Source organism: Streptomyces rubiginosohelvolus (assembly GCF_014649875.1).
In the GTDB taxonomy this organism is placed as follows: domain Bacteria; phylum Actinomycetota; class Actinomycetes; order Streptomycetales; family Streptomycetaceae; genus Streptomyces; species Streptomyces rubiginosohelvolus.
Map to the genome: position 1 here is coordinate 240,480 of NZ_BMTW01000009.1, position 18,301 is coordinate 258,780.

The following is an 18,301-nucleotide window of genomic DNA, read 5'->3' on the forward strand; positions in this document are numbered from 1 at the left end:
GCCGTTCACTACCGAATGCTTTGCAACAACCGTCCTGTAGCAGTTACGGTCCAGAAGTTCCATCCGTTCCGATTCGGATTGACGTGCGGGTTGAGGACGTGAACCACGGCGACCGCCGCCCCGCTGGGAGTCTCGTACTCGCCTCGTCCCGGACCGGAGGGGATCCTCACAACGCGCGACAGGGGATCGTAGTAGGCGTCGACGCGCTGGCCTTCGTAGACCGCGTGGATCGCGACACCGCGCTTCGTGCGAAGTTCTTGGATTTCCGCCCCGACGAGCGTAGGTGCGGTCGGGCCCTCCACGATCAGCTGCTCGTCGGCAGGCAGTTCGTCGGTGTCCCGGGGGATGACCTGTGCGTCGTAGTGGGGAAGACCGAGCAACTCGTTGAGGACGTTGGCCAGCAGACTCCGGCGTGCGGCCAGGAAGTCGGGGAAGCGGTCCAGGGACCACAGCTCCGGATCGCCGGGGATCCACTGTTCGGCCAGGCGCTCCGGTGCGATCCCCGCCATGTAGTCGACGGGCAGCCCAGAGGAGATCATCTTATTCGTCTGACCGGTGACGAAGGCAAGGTTGGCGAGGCTGTTCCATTCCTCCTTCGCGAATGTCCCCTGAACTCGGGCGCGCGGGAACACGTGATGGAATTCGATCTTGGCGCCGCTGTTCATCGGCTGGTCGCTGATGGCGATGTTGGTCGCCCAGTCCCGCGCCGTGCCCCGCAACGCGGCGATGTAGAGCAGTTTGAAGAAGGGATGCGTGGAGTACTTCTGCTCCAGATCCCTCGGGTGGAGGGCGCTGTCCCGGGACCGAGTGCCGGAGGCTCGGCGAATGAGTTCGGCGAACAGGCCGTCTCCCTCACGCGATTTGATAAGCCTTGCCTCCGCGTCGAGTTTACCCTCGACCTGCAGCGAGTAGTGACTAAACGCCATCGCCGTGTACACCCAGCGACGCAGTAGCTGAGCCTCCCCCGGACGCAGCTTGCCGTCCCGGTGGTGCAGCAGCAGGGCGGGCAGGATGGTGACGTTCGGTGACGAGAGGACCTCGGACCGAGGGATCGCGCACTCGCCCTTCAGGAAGTCGATGGCGAAGCGCAGCGCCCTCTCGGTGGCGTGCCAGGCCTCCTTCAGGGCGGCTTCGTCCATGTCCGCCCCGATGAGCTTGATGTGATGGGCGCCGGTTCCCGCGAGGAGGCTCGTGAGACGCAGGACAGCTTCCCTGTTCAGGGCGAAGTTGCTGTCCTGCAGCTCCTGGTGGAAGGCGTCCATCGTGTCCAGGCCGTCGGACCACCGCGCCGCGATGGCGCTGTAGACGAGGTCACCCTTGGACAGCCTTCGACCGCCCTTGTTCAACCGGGCGAAAAGTTCGGCGACTTCCTCGTAGTCGTCGGACTCGTAGGTGATGACGGCGATCTCCTGCTTGCGGATGTCGTGCACCTTCTGCAAGCACTGCATCCATGCGCCGAACTGCGGGGCGGAGTAGTCGATCCCGGCCGCTTTGAGCTCCTCGTGGTACTGCACGTTCTCCTGCAGCAAGGTGGAAACACGGAAGAGAAGCGGGTCCTTGCTTTGGATCGCGCTCGGGTTGACGAACTCCTCGGTGCGCACATCGAAGCGCAGGTCGATAAGGCGGCCGTCCGCCTTTGACTCCGGCCGGTACACCCAAGCCAGGGAGGTCAACCGCTGTTGCCCGTCCAGGAGGTAGAGAGGCTGGTGCGCCGACTTGTCGGCCTGGACGACGGCAGCCGTCTTGAAGGGGACGGTCAGGTTGGTCTTCCACAACAGCAGGGCACCGACGGGATAGCCTCGGTAGAGGGAATCGAAGAGATCGCGCACGTCGGGCCTCATCCAGACGAAGTCGCGCTGGATTGAGGGGATGACGACCTTGCCCTGCAGCAGTTCCTCGATTTGAGAAGCGATCTTTTGGTTTGCCAGCCCCATGCTGCCCCCAACCTGTGTGTGCTCCGCCGCACACACGCTATCAACTGCCGAGGAGGGCCAACTGCGTCCGAGGGAAACCACCTTCGCTTGCCAGGGTCGTCGCGTACCCCGCTCGGCCTTGCACGGTTTCAGGCCGCGCGTCCGCGCGGCGGAGATGGGAGAGGCTGAACTCGACGACTTATTCGAGCAGTGCGTGAGTTGGGGGACGGCGGTGCCGCGTACGAGGAGATCGGTATCTGTGCGCAGTCACATTGACTTGCGAGAAAGGCAAGGACCGCTCGATCGCGGCCGGGGTCCCCGCAAGCCGGGTGGTCCACGCGGGAGTCGCCCGGCACCGACGACGCAGGCAACCTGGGGGGTACATGCACACCTTTTAGGGCTCGAATACCGCTACACCGCCGTCGTCGGCGTCAACGACCTTGCCCTGCCGAATCCTTCGGCCGCCACCCCGCAGAAGCTCGACCAGCCCGAGCACGAGGCCGCCCTCGCCGCTGAAGCCGCATGCTGTTCCCCGCCTGATGAGCCCCTGAGCCCCGGCTGCGGGCACGGACTGCTCACCAGGTGCCCGGTTATCGACACCCTGCCGACGCGAGAGGGGGTCCTCGGCCCCCCGAAACGTTCACGAATTACCGGTCGAGTCATGTGACTGACCGGTATTTCGAACGGCGTGGGGCCGGTGGCGGTCGCCCGCTCCGCGGCGTCGCCGGCCGCGACCGACGCGTTGCTCACCGTCTTCGATCTCAACGCCGTCGAGCACCCGCACCTCTTCTTCGTCCGACCAGCAACTTCACCACCGTCCTCGACGAGGCGTTCCTCTCCCGCTCCGACGCCGCGATCCTCGTCCCGCTTCCCGGGCCGGAGGCACCGCGGAAGATCCTGGCCTCCACTCTGATGATGGCCGACGAGTACCCCGGCTTCGGTGAGCTCGCGCGCTCCTCGACGCTGGAGCACATCGCCGAGGCGGCTCTCGGGCTGGACGGCCGCCGTACGCGCAAGGTGATCTTCGAAGCCCCGGCTCAGCTGCTGGACACGGTGCTGGACCCCGGCAGCCTCACCGAAGACGATTTGGCCGCCACAGTGCACATCGCCGTCGCGGAGACGGGTGCCGAAGGTGTCTGTGCGGCGCACTGGGCAAGAGGCGCCCTCTCCCCATGCGCAGTGCCAGCGGAGCCTGGGCGGTGGTCTCGGACCTCGTGGCCCGCGGTGCAGGCGATATCGGCCACCGAGGCGGTCGGGCGAATGCTGATCGCGGCGGGGCACCTGCGGCAGCATTCGATCACCCTGGTGGCCGGGAAGGTGCACTGCGAGATCACGACAGCCGTCGCGCAGGCATGTCCTGTTTCCACAGGTGAGAGGCGCAGTACCTGGTCCGCCACCGCCTCACCCCTGGTCGAGCCGATCACAGGATTCGAGGCCCCAGAAACGACGAATTACCGGTGAGTCACATGACTCACCGGTAATTCGCGAACGCTTCGGAACGATCTCATGAACGTTCTGCTGGTGTCCGAGGGGGGACTTGAACCCCCACGCCCGATAAAGGGCACTAGCACCTCAAGCTAGCGCGTCTGCCATTCCGCCACCCGGACAAGGTGTCTGTCGTTCGCGGTGTGTTCCCCGCGGCGACATGGAAAACAATACCAGGGGTTCGGCGTGCCCTTCACCCGCATATCCGGTGGTCAGTGCGGTGCGGCGGGCCGGTGGGCGGTCGGCCTCCCCGGTCCGTGGGGGTCGCGGGGCTACCTTCGCGTTCATGAGTGATCGCGGCTACCGCCGGCCCCGCCCGCTGTCCCCTCTGCGCGAGCATCTGCGCGACACGTTCTGGTTCGCCCCGACCATGGGGTTCGTCTGCGTGTTCGTGCTGTGGTTCGTCGCCACCGAACTCGACGACGCGATCGTCCGGCTGCTCCAGCGGGAGGAGGCGTACGACGAGCTGGGCGACCTCATCGGGTTCTCCCAGGACACGAAGACCGTGGTGACCACCGTCAGCTCGGCGATGATGACGTTCATCGGTGTCGTCTTCAGCATCTCGCTGGTCGCGGTGCAGATGGCCAGCGGTCAGCTCACCCCCCGCGTGGTGCGGATCTTCGTCAGGAGCCGGATCAGCAAGCTCACGATGACGGTGTTCCTGGCGACGTTCCTCGTGTCTCTGCTGGTGCTCTCCTCGTACGAGAGCGAGACGGACCCGCGCCGGGTGGTGTCGGTCCCGCTGGTGCAGAGCCTGCTGATCCTGGTGCTCGTCGGGATGAGTCTGCTGCTCTTCGTCGTCTATGTGAGCGCCACGCTCCGGCTGATGCAGGTCGGGCCGGTCGTCGACCGGATCGCGCGGGACTCGTTCCGCGTCCTCGGCAGGATGCCGCGGGGGCCGCAGGGGGATGACGAGGTGGGGTCCGAGACGGCGCGCGTCGTGTACGAGGGGCGCGCCGGGGTGCTGCGGGACGTGAACACGGCGCGGCTGGTCAGGGCCGCGCGGCGGCAGGGTGTGGTGTTGCGGGTGATCCCCCGGATCGGGGACTTCGTCGTGCCGGGGACGCCGATGCTCGCCGTTCACGGCGGGGCCGTGCCGCCCCGGCTCCGGCTGCGGTACGCCGTCTCCGTGTCGGTGGAGCGCACGCTGCACCAGGATCTGGCCTTCGGGCTGCGTCAGCTCGCGGACATCGCGCTGCGGGCGCTCTCCACATCCGTGAACGATCCGACCACCGCTGTGCAGTGCCTGGACCGGATCGTGCAGTTCCTCGCGGCCGTGGCGCATCTGCCGCTCGGCACCGTCCATCACCGGGACCGGGCCGGACGGGTGCGGCTCGTGCAGGACGGTCCGGGCTGGGACGACCTGGTGGATCTCGCCTTCGAGGAGATCCGCTGGTGTCTCGCCGGCAGCCCTCAGGTCTCGCGGCGGCTCATGGCGGGGCTCGATGATCTGCTGCTGATCGTTCCCGGGGACCGGAGGAAGTCACTGGCCCGACATCGTGAGCTGCTCGTCCAGACCATGGAGCGGGGCGTTCCGGTGGCCGCCGACCGCGCGTTCGCCCTGCTGCCGGACCGGCAGGGCATCGGGTAATCGGGGAGGGGCGGAGGCACGGGGGGGGGCGGTGCGGCCCGGCCCGCCGGGATCTCTCCGGCGGGCCGGGCCTCGTGCGTCAGTCGCCGCAGCGGCCCTCGCGCAGCGAGTGCAGGTGCTCGCTGGACTTGCGGGCGAACGCGAGCGACTCGACCGGGTTGTCGTGCTCGGCCTGCCAGTGGTGGTAGGTCCGGCCGTGGTGGGTGCGCTTGGTGACCTTGGACAGGAACGTCTTGTAGTCGATGTCCCCGTCGCCCACGTCCGACATGCGGTAGCCGTCGCGGGTCGTCTCGTCTCGGACCCCGTCCTTCACGTGGAAGAGGGGGTAGCGGTTCGGGTACTTCAGGACGTACTTCAGCGGGTCGAGCGGGGCCCGGGTGCCGTCCACGCGCTTGCTGAAGCGGAACTGGGCGCAGTACGCCCAGTAGATGTCCATCTCCAGAAAGACGAGGTCCGGGTCGGTCTCGGCGAGCAGGACGTCGTAGAGGCGGACGTTCGGCTTGTCGGTCGCGAAGGAGAACTCCTCGGCGTGGTTGTGCTGGTAGAACTTCATGCCCCGCTTGCGGGCGGCCGCGCCGTACTTGTTGAAGTCGTCGGCCGCGCGCTTCCAGCCGTCCACCGTGGAGCCGTAGCGGAACGGTCCTGAGGCCGTGCCGATGTGCTTGAGGCCGAGCGCCTGGGCGTCGTCGAGGACCTTCTCCAGGTTCTGGGCGAAGGTGTACGCGCCGGGGTTGTTGTCGTCGTAGTAGCCGACGTGGCTGCCGATCGGGTTGAGGCCGTGGTCCCGGGCCAGCCTCTTGAGTTGGGCCAGGGTGATGGGGCCGGCGGAGCCCTGGGTGTAGCCCGCGAGTTCGATCTCGTCGTAGCCGTACTTCTCCAGTTCGGCGAAGACGGGCGCGAAGCCCAGCGTGGAGATCTGGTCGCGGAGGCTGTAGAGCTGGATGCCGAGGCGGCCGGGGGGCAGGACGGGCTTGCCCTTGCCGTGCCCGTGCCCATGCCCGTGGTCGTGGCCATGGCCGTTGCCGTGCCCGTGGCCCTGGCCCCGGTCGGCTGCCTGGGCGCTCGCGGTGCCGATGATCGTGGCGGCGGTGGCTCCGGCGGCGACACCGAGGATGTTGCGGCGGCTCAGTCTGCGGGCGAGTTCGGTGTCCTTGGAGGTGCGGCTCATGTTCGCGTGACTCCCTTGGGTGACGTGGGGTGAGCAGTGCGGTGCCGGGGCGTTGTCAGTGCAGTCCGGCAAGCTGGAGGAGCAGGGACTTCACTTCGGTGGCCCTGACCCGTTCGGTGAACGCGTGGGGGGTGGAGCTGAGGATGAGCGGACCTTCGTCGTCGCTCTCGGGGAGGCGGCCGTGGCTGCCGCGAATAGGTGAGGGGTCCAGGGGGACGACCGCCATGCGGTAGCGCATGCCGAGCTTCTTGCGGGCGACCGCCGAGACGGCCTTGACCCGGACGTAGGGGTCCTCGGGGTCCATGAAGAGCTCGACGGGGTCGTAGCCGGGTTTGCGGTGGATCTCGACGAGCTGGGCGAAGTCGGGGGCGCGCGCGTCGTCGAGCCAGTAGTAGTACGTGAACCACGCGTCCTTCTCCGCGACGGCGACCAGTTCGCCGGAGCGGGGGTGGTCCAGGTGGTGCTCCTTCTTGCCCTCGTCGTCGAGGAGCTGCTCGATGCCGGGCAGGTCCGCGAGGGCGGCCCGGGTCGCTTCCAGGTCCTCGGGACGGCGTACGTAGATGTGGGCGAGCTGGTGGTCGGCGACGGCGAAGGCGCGTGAGGCCATCGGGTCCAGGTATTCCATGCCGTCCTGGGTGTGGACCTCCAGCAGGCCCGCCCGGCGCAGGGCGCGGTTGATGTCGACCGGGCGGTTCACGCGGGTGATGCCGTATTCGGAGAGGGCGACGACCGTGCGGCCCTCGGCCCGGGCGTCCGCCAGCAGCGGGGCCACCGCCCGGTCGAGCTCGGCGGCGGCCCGGTGCGAGCGGGGATCGTCGGGGCCGAAGCGCTGGAGGTCGTAGTCCAGGTGCGGCAGATAGCAGAGGGCGAGGTCGGGGGTGCGGGTGGCGATGATGTGGCGGGTGGCGTCGATGATCCACTGGGAGGAGACGAGGTCGGCGCCGGGGCCCCAGAAGTGGAAGAGGGGGAACGTGCCGAGCTTGTCGGTCAGTTCGTCGTGCAGGGCGGGGGGCCGGGTGTAGCAGTCGGGTTCCTTGCGGCCGTCGGCGTAGTAGACGGGGCGCGGGGTGACGGTCCAGTCGGTGTCGGCGCCCATCGCGTACCACCAGCAGATGTTGGCGACCGTGTAACCGGGGTGGGCACGGCGGGCGGCGTCCCAGAGTTTGTCGCCCTCGACGAGTCCGTTGTGCTGGCGCCACAGCAGGACGTCGCCGAGTTCGCGGAAGTACCAGCCGTTGGCGACGATGCCGTGTTCGGCGGGCATGGCCCCGGTGAGGAAGGTGGACTGGGCGGCGCAGGTGACGGCCGGCAGCACGGTGGACAGCGGGGCCTGCGCGCCCTGCTCCCCCAGGGCCCGGAGGTTCGGCATGTGGGCCAGGAGCTGCGGGGTGAGGCCGACGACGTCGAGGACGAGGAGGGGCGTGGGGCCGCCGGTCCCCTGTGCGGTTTCGGTGCCGGGTTCGGGCGCGCTCATGGCAGTTCCTTGAGGCCGAGGTCGACCAGGAGGTCGCGGGCGAGGGTGAGTTCGGCGGCGATGCCGTCGGCGAGCTGGGTGCGGGTGCGGGGGCGCAGCTCCGCGGGCAGCGCCTGCCAGGTGTACGTCTCGACCTCCAGGTGCCGGGTCAGGGGCGCGGGTCCGCCGACGAGCCGGGCGAGCGTGTCCCGGAGCACGGGCAGCGTCGAGGTGAGCGGGGGCGCCGGGGGTGCGTGCAGCGGTACGTGGAAGTGGGCGCGCCAGGGGGTGGAGTCCGGGAGCGCCCGGCCGGCGACGGCCTCGTCGAGGTCGTCGGTGCCGCGCAGCCCGGCCGCGGTGCTGGTGCGGGTCTGGTGCAGGAAGCGGGGTTCGGCGAACGCGGCGAGCGCGGTGCGGACCTCGGGCAGATGCGGGTCCTCGGCGTGCAGGGCGGCGGAGAGCTGGGACTTGACGATGCGGACACCGGCGGCGGCCAGGGCGTCGAGCGCGGTCGCCGGGTCCTCGAAGGAGGTGGCGAGGTGGCAGGTGTCGACGCAGATGCCGATGCGGTCGTGGCCGACGTCGGTGAGCGGGGCGATGGCGTCGGCGGTGGTCTCGACCGTGCAGCCCGGTTCCGGTTCGAGGCCGATACGGATGGACTTGCCGGTCATCTCGGCCAGGGCGTCGAGGCGCTGGGCGAGGGTGGTGAGGGCGGAGCGCGCGGTGCGGGCCGCCTCGGGGTCGCCGTCGTAGGGGGTGCGCCAGGCGAGGGGCAGGGTGGAGATGGTGCCCTCGGTGGCGTCGTCGGGGAGCAGGGCGGCCAGGAGGCGGGCGAGGTCGGTGGTGTGGGCGAGGCGGTCGGGTTCGGTCCAGTCCGGCCGGTAGACCCGGTATTTGACCTCGTCGGCGCCGAACCCTTCGTACGGGAAGCCGTTGAGGGTGACCACTTCGAGGCCGCGGCTGTCGAGTTCGGAGCGCAGGGCGCGCAGTTCGGCGGGGTCGTTGATCAGGGTGCGGGCGGCGTCCCGGGCGAGCCAGAGGCCGATGCCGAGCCGGTCCCGGCCGAGTCGGCGGCGGACGGGTTCGCAGTGGTCGCGGAGCTGGGCGCGGACGCCGTCGAGGGTTTCGGCGGGGTGGACATTGGTGCAGTAGGCGAGGTGGACCGTCGAGCCGTCCGGGTGGCGGAAGCGCATGGCCGCCTCACTCCCCGCCGCGCAGGATGGAGTTGCCCTCGTGGAGCGGGTCAGGGGTGAGCACGTCCAGCTGGAGGCGGCCGCTCTGGCCGTAGAAGGCGACCGGGTTGCGCCACAGGACCTGGTCGACGTCGTCCTCGGTGAAGCCGGCCTTCAGCATCGCGTCGGCGACCTTGCGGGTCTTCAGGGGGTCGCTCTTCCCCCAGTCCGCGGCCGAGTTGACGAGGATCTTCTCAGTGCCGTGGTTCTGAAGGATGGTGACCATCCGGTCCTCGTCCATCTTGGTGTCCGGGTAGATGGAGAACCCGGCCCAGCAGCCGCTGTCAGTGGCGGCCTTTACGGTTGTTTCATTGAGGTGGTCGAGCAGGACGAACTCCGGGGGGAGGTTCGATTCGCGGATGACGTCGATGGTGCGGTGGAGACCGGCGAGCTTGTCGCGGTGCGGGGTGTGGACGAGGGCGGGCAGTGCGTGGTCGGCGGCGAGCTGGAGCTGAGCCGCGAGCGCGTGGTCCTCGGCCGGGGTCATGGAGTCGTAGCCGATCTCGCCGACGGCGACGACGGAGTCCTTCACGAGGTAGCGGGGCAGCGCGTCCAGGACGGGGGTGCAGCGGGGGTCGTTCGCTTCCTTGGGGTTGAGGGCGAGCGTGCAGTGGTGGGCGATGCCGTATTGGGAGGCGCGGAAGGGCTCCCAGCCGAGCAGCGCGTCGAAGTAGTCGAAGAAGCTGGCGGGCGAGGTGCGGGGCTGGCCGAGCCAGAAGGAGGGCTCGACGAGCGCGCGGACGCCCGCGTCGTACATCGCCTGGTAGTCGTCGGTGGTGCGGGAGGTCATGTGGATGTGGGGGTCGAAGATGCGCATCAGGACTCCTCCGTGGGGGCGGGGGCTGCGGGAGCTGCGGTCGGGCCGGCCGGGTGGCCGCCCTCGTCGGCCGGAGCGGTGAGGGCCAGGACCGTGCGCAGGTCTTCGGGGACGGGGCGGCCCGCCGCCGTGCGTTCGGCGGCGAAGTCGCTGAGCATGCGGGCGAGTTCGGCATCTCCGCGGGCGCGGTCGTCCAGCCGGGCCACGGCCGTGACGGGCACCTCGTTGAACAGGCACTTCAGCACCGCGTGCCGCCAGGCGTGCGGGTCCAGGTGGTCGGCGGCGTAGGGGCCGACAGCCGCGGCGACCAGCCGGGTGTCGTTGGCGCGCAGGGCGTCCTCGATGAGCGGGAGTGCGGTGTCGCCGAGGTCGAGGAGGTGCAGGGTGAGCAGGACGGCGCGGCGTTCGGCGGCGGTGCCCTGCTCGTAGAGCCGGGTGACGGAGGACAGGGGGGCGCGGGCCTCGACGAGGAGGAGGGAGCGTACGGAGTCGGCGTTCTCCTGGCGGCAGTGCCGGCCGGCGGCGGCGAAGCGCAGTTCCCAGGACGGGGAGGCGTACGGGCTCGCCTCGGGGTGGGGGGTGCCGGAGGCGGCTGGCGCACGGGCCGCGTCGTGGGCGGCTTCGGCGAGTGCCTCGTCGAGCCAGGCGCGGGCGGCGCCGCCGAGTTCGGCGTCGAGTTCCTTGCGGGACTTGAGCGAGTCGGAGGACGTCAGCACGGGGCGGCTCCCTTCGTCGCGGTACCGCGCGTCATCGCGTCGCGCAGGAAGTCGATCGAGGTGTGCGCCAGTTCGGGGCCGGCGTGGGAGTGGCGGGGCAGTTCGACGACGGTGAGGCCCCGGTAGTCCGAGGCGGCCAGGGCGGCGAGCACGGGCGGGAAGTCGATCTCCCCGTCGCCGAACGGCAGGTGCTCGTGGACTCCGCGTCGCATGTCCTCGATCTGGACGTGCCGGAGCCAGGGGGTGGAGTCCCTGATGCACTCCACGGGTGAGGCGTCCTCCAGGCACTGGCAGTGGCCGATGTCGAGGGTGAGGCCGAGCGGTCCCGGGTCGCCCAGGAGACCGCGCAGGTGGTGGAAGTCGGCGAGGGTGGCGAGCAGGTGACCGGGTTCGGGTTCGATCGCGAGGGGGATGCCGGACCGGTCGGCGGCTTCGAGGACGGGGGTGAGCGCTTCGGTGAGCCGTTTCCACGCGGTGTCCGTCGAGGTGCCGGGCGGGGTGATGCCGCTGAAGCAGTGGACGGCGTGCGCGCCGAGTTCGGCCGCCACGTCGACAGCGCGGACCAGCAGCGCGGTGCGGGCGGCCCGGGCGTCGGGGTCCGGGTCGAGGAGGGAGGGGCCGTGCTTGCGGCGCGGGTCGAGGACATAGCGGGCGCCGGTCTCCACGGTGACCCGGAGCCCGAGGGAGGTGAGCCTGCGGCGGACCTGGCGGGTGCGCTCGGTGAGGTCCGGGGCCATCGGGTCCAGGTGCATGTGGTCGAGGGTCAGGCCGACTCCCTCGTAGCCGAGGTCGGCGAGCAGGCCGAGGGCGTCGTCGAGGCGGAGGTCGGTGAGCCCGTTGGTGCCGTATCCGAGGTGGAGGGTCATGTGAGGCTCACCTTCCGGGCGAGGCTGCGGGCGAGGGGGACGAGCCCCATGACGGCGAGACCGGTGACGGGCGATCCGGCGCGGGCGGCGAGCGCGGCCTGGAGCGGGATCATGGCCCGGATGCCACCGCCGACCGCCCGCTGGGTCAGGGGCGGCGACGGGTTCAACGCGGCGTGCAGGAGGGGTGGTGCGGCGGTACGGAGGTAGGCGCCGGTGAGCGCGAGGGTCAGCAGGCGGGTGGGGTCGGCGACGGTCCTGCCGAGCAGGCTTTCGGGGCGTGGCGCAGGAACCGCGCCGCCGCCGGGCCCGGCCTGCGCCCAGCCGGGGAGGCCGCTCCGGAGCGTGCCCTCGGGCTGCGGGGTCGCACCGGGAACCGCGGACTGTCCGGGGAAGCCACCCCCCGGCTGCGAGGTAACGCCAAGGGCGGCGGCCCACCCGAGGATGCCTTCGAGGGGTGCTGCTCGTCCTGGGCCCGCGCCGGAGTCGGCGGCCCGGGCGAAGCTGGCCTCCGGGTGCGGGGCGGGTCCGACACTTGCCGGGCCCCTCGTCGCGAGACCCTCCGGCCTCTGCCCCCAGCGCCCTCGCCACTCCCCCAGCACCGCTGCCGCGAGTGCCGTCGTCGTGGCGAGCACCGCGAGTGGCGTGCCCGTGGAGCCGCCCTGTGTCTCGTGGCGCGATACGGCGGTGACGCCGTAGGTGTGCGCCCCGAGCACCAAGGCTGCGGGCAGCGCGGGCAGGGCCCCGGTCAGGCCGCCGCGCGTCGGGGGCGGCAGGATGACCGGCCCCGGTCCGGGGGTGCGAAGCGCACGCGCCGCCGTCCTCGGCCCGGCAACGTTGTCGGGCCGGCTGCCTCCACCCGCCGCACCAGCACTCGTACGCCTGGCCGTGCCCGTCGCCGTCACAGCAGCCGTCGCCCCCAGCAGGAGGTCCAGCGAGCGGGCCGCCGCCATGGCCGCCGGGCCCGCCTTCGTGTGCTTCAGGTGCAGGTCGTAGGCCCAGACCGTGGCGGCCAGGCCCGTGGCGACCGTCAGTGCGGGGCGGCCCGCCCGGGCCGCCAGGGCGAGGCCCGCGGCGGTCAGCACCCCGGCCGCGCCCAGGGCCGCCGCCGGGCTGATGCGGCCCGAGGGGATCGGGCGGTGCGGGCGGTCGACGGCGTCCTCGTCGCGGTCGGCCCAGTCGTTGAGGGCCATCCCGGCCTCGTACAGGCAGAGCGAAGCGCCGATCGCCAGCGCGGTGCCCCGGCCGGGCCGACGGCCGACCGCGGCCGCGCCGGCCAAGGCGTCCCCGGGCACGGAGAACAGGGCGGAGACGCGCAGCAGTTCCGCCCAGGCCCGCAGGCGCTGCCGGGGCGCGCCCCGGCCGCTGCCCACGCCGGTGCCGGGTCCGGCGGCCGGGCCACTGGCAGGTCCGATGCCCGCTCCGGTGCTCGGGGCCGTGCCCGATCCGGCGGCCTGCCCAGTGCCCGAACCGACAACCGCCCCCGCGCCCGGCCCGAAAGCCGCGTCCGTCAGGCCCGGGCCCGCGTCCGCGCCCTGTTCCCCGTTCCGGCCCGTGGGGGGCGGTCCGGGCCTGTCCGGTGCGGGCGCAGTCCCACCCGCGCCGGACAGGCTGTCATGGGTCACGGCGTCCGTCCGCACGCCGTGAGGAAAACCGTTCCGCCGTCCGGGCCCCGCCGGGAGGGCCGCCAGGGCCGCGACCAGCGCGGCCGGCAGGACTCGCCCCCGCCGCCTCACGCCTGGTCCCGCAGCCGCTCGGCGAAGGAGAGCAAGGTGGCGTACTGCTCGGCGAGTGCCGCCGATGTGCCGCCGTCCGGGTCCTTGAAGTAGAAGCCCAGCTCCGGCAGGGGGCCGCTGATCCCGGCCTCGTGGGCGCGGGCGAGCAGCCGGGCCAGGTCCAGGACCAGCGGGGCGGCGAGAGCCGAGTCGCAGCCCTGCCAGATGGTCTGGAGGATCATGCGGGAGCCGAGGAAGCCGTCGAAGGCGATGTGGTCCCAGGCGGTCTTCCAGTCGCCCATGGCGGGCACGTCGTCGATGTGCACCTCGCCCTCGGGGGCGGTGCCGAAGGTGTCGGCGAGGACGCGTTCCTTGCCCGCGTTCTTGGCGGCGGCCGCCGCCGGATCGGCCAGCGCCGCCCCGTCCCCACCGCCCAGCAGGTTCGACCCGGACCACGCCCGTACGGCGAGGGCGCGTTGGAGGAACATCGGGGCGAGCACGGAGCGGAGCAGCGTCTGGCCGGTCTTGCCGTCGCGTCCGGCGTGGGGAAGTCCGCTGGAGGCGACGGTGTCGGTGAGCGCGGGCGTGCGCAGTCCGGTGGACGGGGTGAAGTTGGCGTAGGAGCAGCCGGCGCGGAGGGCGGCGGCCGCGTAGAGGGAGCTGGCGGGCAGCCGGGTGTCGCCGGGTCCTGGGGCGGGTTCGGTGGAGGCGACGTTGATCACGACGGTGCGGGCCAGGTCGTGGCGGTGGGCGAAGTCGGTGAGGTCGGCGGCGAACGCGGCGATGAGTTCCTGGTCGGTGCGGGTGTCGCCGGGGAGGGGCCCGCCGGGCCGGATCTCGGCGTCGGCGGCGTCGAGTTCGGCGCGTACGGCGGAGGGCAGCCCGTGTGGGAGGACGCCGCCGTCGGCGAGCGCCTCGGCCCGCTTGGACAGCGGGCAGTCGAGGGTGTCGTGGCCGCCGAAGACCAGGTCGGTCAGGGCGGGCAGTCCGCTGTCGGCGAAGGGAGGCGTCTCGGTGACCATGCCGGTCGGCGGGTGGAGGCCCGCGGCGATGGCGGCGCAGCCGGCGGTGGCGGTGGTCGCCACGGAGCCGCGTGCTCCGATGAACCAGACGCCGGTGCGGCCCGCGACCTGCGCACGGTCCTCGGCACCGGCCAGGCCCACGGCCTCCGGACGGCCCACGGTCCCCACGAGGCCGGGGGCCTCGGCGGTGAGCGGCGCGTCGGTGCGGCCTGGGGCGTCGGTTCGGCCTTCACGATCGGCGTGTGCGGTCACGGGCTGCCTCCCTGGGGGGATGTGTCGGGGTGGAGGACGACGGACGGGGGAAGGTGCGTGCTTCCCCCGCCCGTCGTCGGCAGAGGCGGCTGCCCTACTTCGAGGGCAGCTCCTTCAGTTGGATGTTGCGGAAGGACACCTGGTCGTCGGCTCCGTGGTTCTGGAGGCCGATGTAGCCGTCCTTCAGACTGCGGGCCGGGTCGGTGTTGGTGAAGTCGTTGATCTTCGCTCCGTTGAGGAAGATCTGCAGACGTTCGCCCTGGACCTTGATCTCGTAGCTGTTCCACTGTCCCGGCGGCCGCAGGACGCGGTCACGGGCCTTGATGTTGGCGGACTTGAAGGTGTAGACGGCGCCGGTGGTGCGGTCGGCGGCGTCGGTGGCGTCGATCTGGATCTCGTACCCGTTGTTGACCGCCGACCAGGGGTCGTCGGACTCCGGGAAGCCCACGAAGATGCCGGAGTTGTCGTCGCCGGCCATCTTCCAGTCGAGCTTCAGCGAGTACGACTTCAGCTCCTTGGCCTGGTAGGTGAGGAGACCCATGCCGCCCTCGGAGTGCAGGGCGCCGTCACTGACGGAGAACTTCCCCGGGCCCGCCTGCTTCCACCCCTCCAGCGTCTTGCCGTTGAAGATCGGCCGGTAGTCGGTGTCCGGCTTGCAGTCGGCCTTGACCTGGCCGGTGGCGTAGCGCAGCCCGCCCAGGACGTGGCTGCGGAAGGCCGGTTCGGCGTAGGACTCCTTGGTGTGGCCGAGTCCGGTGTAGAAGGAGCGGCCGCCCTGGTAGGTCTGGCACCAGGAGATCGGGTGGTCGCCCTTCATGTTCCCGCCGGTGTAGGTGGTCTCGTCGAGCGTGGCGAGGACCTTGGCCTTGTCCCGGGGGTTGGTGCGGTAGTTGTACCACTCGTCGGTGCGCTCCCACTCCTCGTCCAGGTGGGCGGTGGCGGGGTGGTCGTGGTCCTCGACGCGGACGGTGGCGGGCTGGATCTGCGGGTGGGAGTCGAAGTAGGCGCCGACGAGGCCGCCGTAGAACTCCCAGTCGTACTCGGTGTCGGCGGCCGCGTGGATGCCGACGTAACCGCCGCCGGTGGCCACGTAGTTCTCGAACGCCTTCTGCTGTTCGGCGTTGAGCACGTCACCGGTGGTGGAGAGGAACGCGACGGCGTCGTAGCGGGCCAGGTTGCTGGTGGTGAACTGGGCGGCGGACTCGGTGGAGTCGACCGTGATGTTGGTGTCCTTGCCGATCTCCTTCAGGGCCTCGATGCCCGCGGGGATCGAGTCGTGGCGGAAGCCGGCGGTCTTGGAGAAGACCAGGACGCGCTTGGCGGTCTTGTCGACCGGGGTGTTGGACAGTTCGAAGTCGTCGACGTCGTAGAGCGCTCCGTCGCCGCCCTTGAAGACGAGGAAGAGTTCGGTCTGCTTCTTGGGGGCGCCGCGCAGCGGGATGTCGACGTCCTGGAAGGTGTCCCAGCTGCCGGTCACCGGGACGGGTCCGGATCCAAGGATCTTGCCGGTGGGCGATCCCGCGCGGACTTCGAGGAAGCCGCCGGAGCCGGCCGAGGAGATCCGTGCGGTGAGCTTGGTGGTGTTGCCGAGGACGTAGGTCTTGAAGGAGATCCAGTCGTCGTTGTGGATGTCGCCGACGGTCTTTCCGCCGTGCGCACTGGACTTGCTCGGCGTGGTGACTCCGGAGGAGTCGTCGAAGTGCTCGGCCTGGCGGTGCTTGGGCTGGAGCCGGGAGGCGTCCTTGCCCGTCAGCTTGGCCTGGCCGCCAACGCCGTTGTCGGTGTACGAGGCCGAAATGCCGCCGTAGATGTTGGCGTTGGGGTCGTGGCCGCCTTCCATGGCGGTCTTGATGGTGCCTTCACAGCCGTGCTCGGTGGTGATGTCGTGGCCGTGGCTGTCGTGGCCCAGGGTGAACTTGACCTCGACCTTGGCGCAGTCGATGGTCCCGTCCTCCGGGTCGCTGACGTTCACCTTGAACGGCACGGAGTCGCCGAACTCGAAGAGCTGCCCGTCCTCGGGGAGCACCAGCTCCACGGTCGGGGCGGTGTTGCCGACGGTGACGTGGACGCTGGCGGAGCCGGTGCGGCCCGTCGGGTCCTCGGCGGTCAGGGTCGCCGTGTAGGTGCCGTTCTTCTTGTACGTGTACGTCGGGTTGGCGGCGGTGGAGGTGCCGCCGTCACCGAAGTCCCAGGAGTAGGTCAGCGGGTCGCCGTCGCCGTCCGCCGTCCCCGCCGAGGAGAACTTCACCTTCAGCGGCGCGGTGCCCGAGGTCTTGTTCGCCGAGGCCTCGGCGATGGGCGAGCGGCCTCCGGTGGCGTTCTCGATGCGGTAGAGCGCGGAGTTCTCGTCGCCGCCGAACCAGGCGAGGCCGTAGTCGAGGACGTACAGCGCCCCGTCCGGGCCGAAGGCCATGTCCATGATCTGGGTGCCGGACCACGGCACGTCGTTGATGGACTGGACGCCGCCGTCGGCGTCCTGCTCGATGCGCTTGATCCACTGGCGGCCGAACTCACCGGCGAAGAAGTCGCCGTCGTAGGCCTCGGGGAACTTGACCGGGGAGTCGAGGTCCGCGTCGTAGCGGTAGACGGGTCCACCCATCGGGGACTCGGAGCCGGAGCCGAACTCGGGCACGGAGCCGCCGTCGTACGGGATCCACGCGGCCTCGGCCGGCGGCAGGTCGACGAGTCCGGTGTTGTGCGGCGACTCGTTCTTAGGGGCGGCGCAGTCGAAGGCTGCGCCGGAGGCCTTGGTGGCGAAGTCGTACTCGATGTACGGCTCGTTGTCGCCGACGCAGAAGGGCCAGCCGAAGTTGGCGGCCTTCGTCACGCGGGCGAACTCGACCTTCCCGGCCGGTCCGCGCTTGGGGTCGGCAGCGCCCGCGTCGGGGCCGTAGTCACCGACGTACACGGTGCCGGTGGCCTGGTCGACGGAGAAGCGGAAGGGGTTGCGGAAGCCCATCGCGTAGATCTCGGGGCGGGTCTTGTCCGTGCCCGGCTCGAAGAGGTTGCCCTCGGGGACGGTGTACGAGCCGTCGTCGGCGACCTTGATGCGCAGGATCTTGCCGCGCAGGTCGTTGGTGTTGCCCGAGGTGCGGCGGGCGTCGAACGCCGGGTTACGGTCCGGGCGTTCGTCGATCGGGGTGAACCCGTCGGAGGCGAAGGGGTTGGTGTCGTCGCCGGTCGAGAGGTAGAGGTTGCCGTCCTTGTCGAAGTCGATGTCACCGCCGACGTGGCAGCAGATGCCGCGCGAGGTGGGGACGTCCAGGACCTTCTTCTCGCTGGCGGTGTCGAGGGTGCCGTCCTCGTTGAGGACGAAGCGGGAGAGCCGGTTGACGCCGTCGAACTTCGCGAAGTCGGCGGCGGTTCCGGTCTCGGGTGCGTCGCCCGCCGGGGTGTCCATCGGGGGCGCGTAGAAGAGGTAGATCGCCCGGTTCTCGGCGAAGTCCGGGTCGACGCCGACGCCTTGGAGGCCTTCCTCGTCGTGCGTGTACACGGGGAGGGTGCCGGAGATCCTGGTGTTGCCGGCGCTGTCGGTGATCCGCAGCTCGCCGCCGCGCGAGGTGTGCAGCACGCTGCGGTCGGGGAGGACGGCGAGCGACATGGGCTCGCCGGTCTCCTCGGCGCCCTTGGCGAGGGTGACTTGCTGGAAGTCCTCCGCCACGGGCTCCTCGTGCCCGGGGTGGCCCGGGTGGGCGGTGGCGCCGGGGGCGGAGCCGAGGGTCAGGGTGGCGGCGGCGAGCAGGCCGCCGGTGAACAGCGCGAGGGTTTTACGGACGCGGGTCCGGGCCAGGAGCCGCTTTCTGGTTCTGTGCACGTAGGTCCTCCGGAGAGTGCCGGTTGTACGGGCGGGTGTAGCCGTGCCGTGCCGCGCGGGGACTGCCGCGCGTGTGTCACCGGAGACGGGAGCGACCCCGGTGACGCGAGTCATGTCGTGTACACGTGGTGGACGGTAGACCTGTTCGTCCTCGACGGAAAGCCCTTGTGCAACAGGTAAGTCGAACTTCTGCTTCCGGCAGGACAAAGAGATTTCCGGGCAGGGCGAGGCAGCCCCGGGGGCGGGAGTGATGCCGTGCA

The 18,301-nt window shown here is 70.6% G+C and carries 12 protein-coding genes and 1 tRNA gene; 2 read left to right on the plus strand and 11 right to left on the minus strand.

Annotated features, from left to right (window positions below):
* Window positions 1–8 precede the first annotated feature (8 nt).
* Entirely contained in the window at window positions 9–1,934 is a 1,926-nt protein-coding gene (locus IE134_RS21470) for a GmrSD restriction endonuclease domain-containing protein (RefSeq protein WP_030711921.1), read from the minus strand.
* A gap of 894 nt (window positions 1,935–2,828) precedes the next feature.
* On the opposite strand from IE134_RS21470, the gene IE134_RS34240 reads away from it, so the two are divergent.
* Entirely contained in the window at window positions 2,829–3,374 is a 546-nt protein-coding gene (locus tag IE134_RS34240; RefSeq protein WP_229823680.1) for a hypothetical protein, read from the plus strand.
* A 58-nt stretch (window positions 3,375–3,432) separates the two neighbouring features.
* On the opposite strand, the gene IE134_RS21480 is transcribed toward IE134_RS34240, so the two are convergent.
* Window positions 3,433–3,520 (minus strand) — tRNA-Leu (locus IE134_RS21480).
* Window positions 3,521–3,684: 164 nt separating this feature from the next.
* Here IE134_RS21480 and IE134_RS21485 point away from each other — a divergent pair.
* Window positions 3,685–4,989 carry a DUF2254 domain-containing protein gene (locus tag IE134_RS21485; protein WP_098020591.1) on the plus strand — a complete coding sequence of 435 codons (1,305 nt, stop codon included), beginning with the start codon at window positions 3,685–3,687 and terminating at the stop codon, window positions 4,987–4,989.
* A 79-nt stretch (window positions 4,990–5,068) separates the two neighbouring features.
* Here the strand turns inward: IE134_RS21485 and IE134_RS21490 are convergent, their stop codons facing one another.
* From IE134_RS21490 to IE134_RS21530, 9 genes are all read right to left on the minus strand, one after another.
* Window positions 5,069–6,157: a sugar phosphate isomerase/epimerase family protein gene (locus IE134_RS21490; protein ID WP_098020590.1), complete on the minus strand. Its 1,089-nt coding sequence runs from the start codon at window positions 6,155–6,157 to the stop codon at window positions 5,069–5,071.
* A gap of 55 nt (window positions 6,158–6,212) precedes the next feature.
* Window positions 6,213–7,631 carry an alkaline phosphatase family protein gene (locus IE134_RS21495; protein WP_189431400.1) on the minus strand — a complete coding sequence of 473 codons (1,419 nt, stop codon included), beginning with the start codon at window positions 7,629–7,631 and terminating at the stop codon, window positions 6,213–6,215.
* Entirely contained in the window at window positions 7,628–8,803 is a 1,176-nt protein-coding gene (eboE, locus tag IE134_RS21500) for a metabolite traffic protein EboE (RefSeq protein WP_030711933.1), read from the minus strand. Before eboE ends, IE134_RS21495 begins: the two co-directional genes overlap by 4 nt.
* 7 nt (window positions 8,804–8,810) lie before the next feature.
* Window positions 8,811–9,659: a TatD family hydrolase gene (locus IE134_RS21505; protein WP_010058264.1), complete on the minus strand. Its 849-nt coding sequence runs from the start codon at window positions 9,657–9,659 to the stop codon at window positions 8,811–8,813.
* Window positions 9,659–10,375 (minus strand): EboA domain-containing protein, encoded by a 717-nt coding sequence (locus tag IE134_RS21510; protein WP_229823681.1) that lies wholly within the window; start codon window positions 10,373–10,375, stop codon window positions 9,659–9,661. Before IE134_RS21510 ends, IE134_RS21505 begins: the two co-directional genes overlap by 1 nt.
* Window positions 10,369–11,241 carry a sugar phosphate isomerase/epimerase family protein gene (locus tag IE134_RS21515; protein WP_030711939.1) on the minus strand — a complete coding sequence of 291 codons (873 nt, stop codon included), beginning with the start codon at window positions 11,239–11,241 and terminating at the stop codon, window positions 10,369–10,371. The genes IE134_RS21510 and IE134_RS21515 overlap by 7 nt, the downstream gene beginning before the upstream one ends.
* On the minus strand, window positions 11,238–12,974 hold the full coding sequence (locus IE134_RS21520; protein ID WP_444545690.1) for an SCO3242 family prenyltransferase: 1,737 nt from the start codon (window positions 12,972–12,974) through the stop codon (window positions 11,238–11,240). Before IE134_RS21520 ends, IE134_RS21515 begins: the two co-directional genes overlap by 4 nt.
* The gene (locus IE134_RS21525) at window positions 12,971–14,227 is read right to left on the minus strand and encodes an inositol-3-phosphate synthase (protein ID WP_030711947.1); all 1,257 of its coding nucleotides are present in this window, start codon (window positions 14,225–14,227) and stop codon (window positions 12,971–12,973) included. Before IE134_RS21525 ends, IE134_RS21520 begins: the two co-directional genes overlap by 4 nt.
* 94 nt (window positions 14,228–14,321) lie before the next feature.
* Complete coding sequence (locus tag IE134_RS21530) at window positions 14,322–18,041, minus strand: ThuA domain-containing protein (RefSeq protein ID WP_189431402.1); 3,720 nt, start codon at window positions 18,039–18,041, stop codon at window positions 14,322–14,324.
* Window positions 18,042–18,301: the final 260 nt, after the last annotated feature.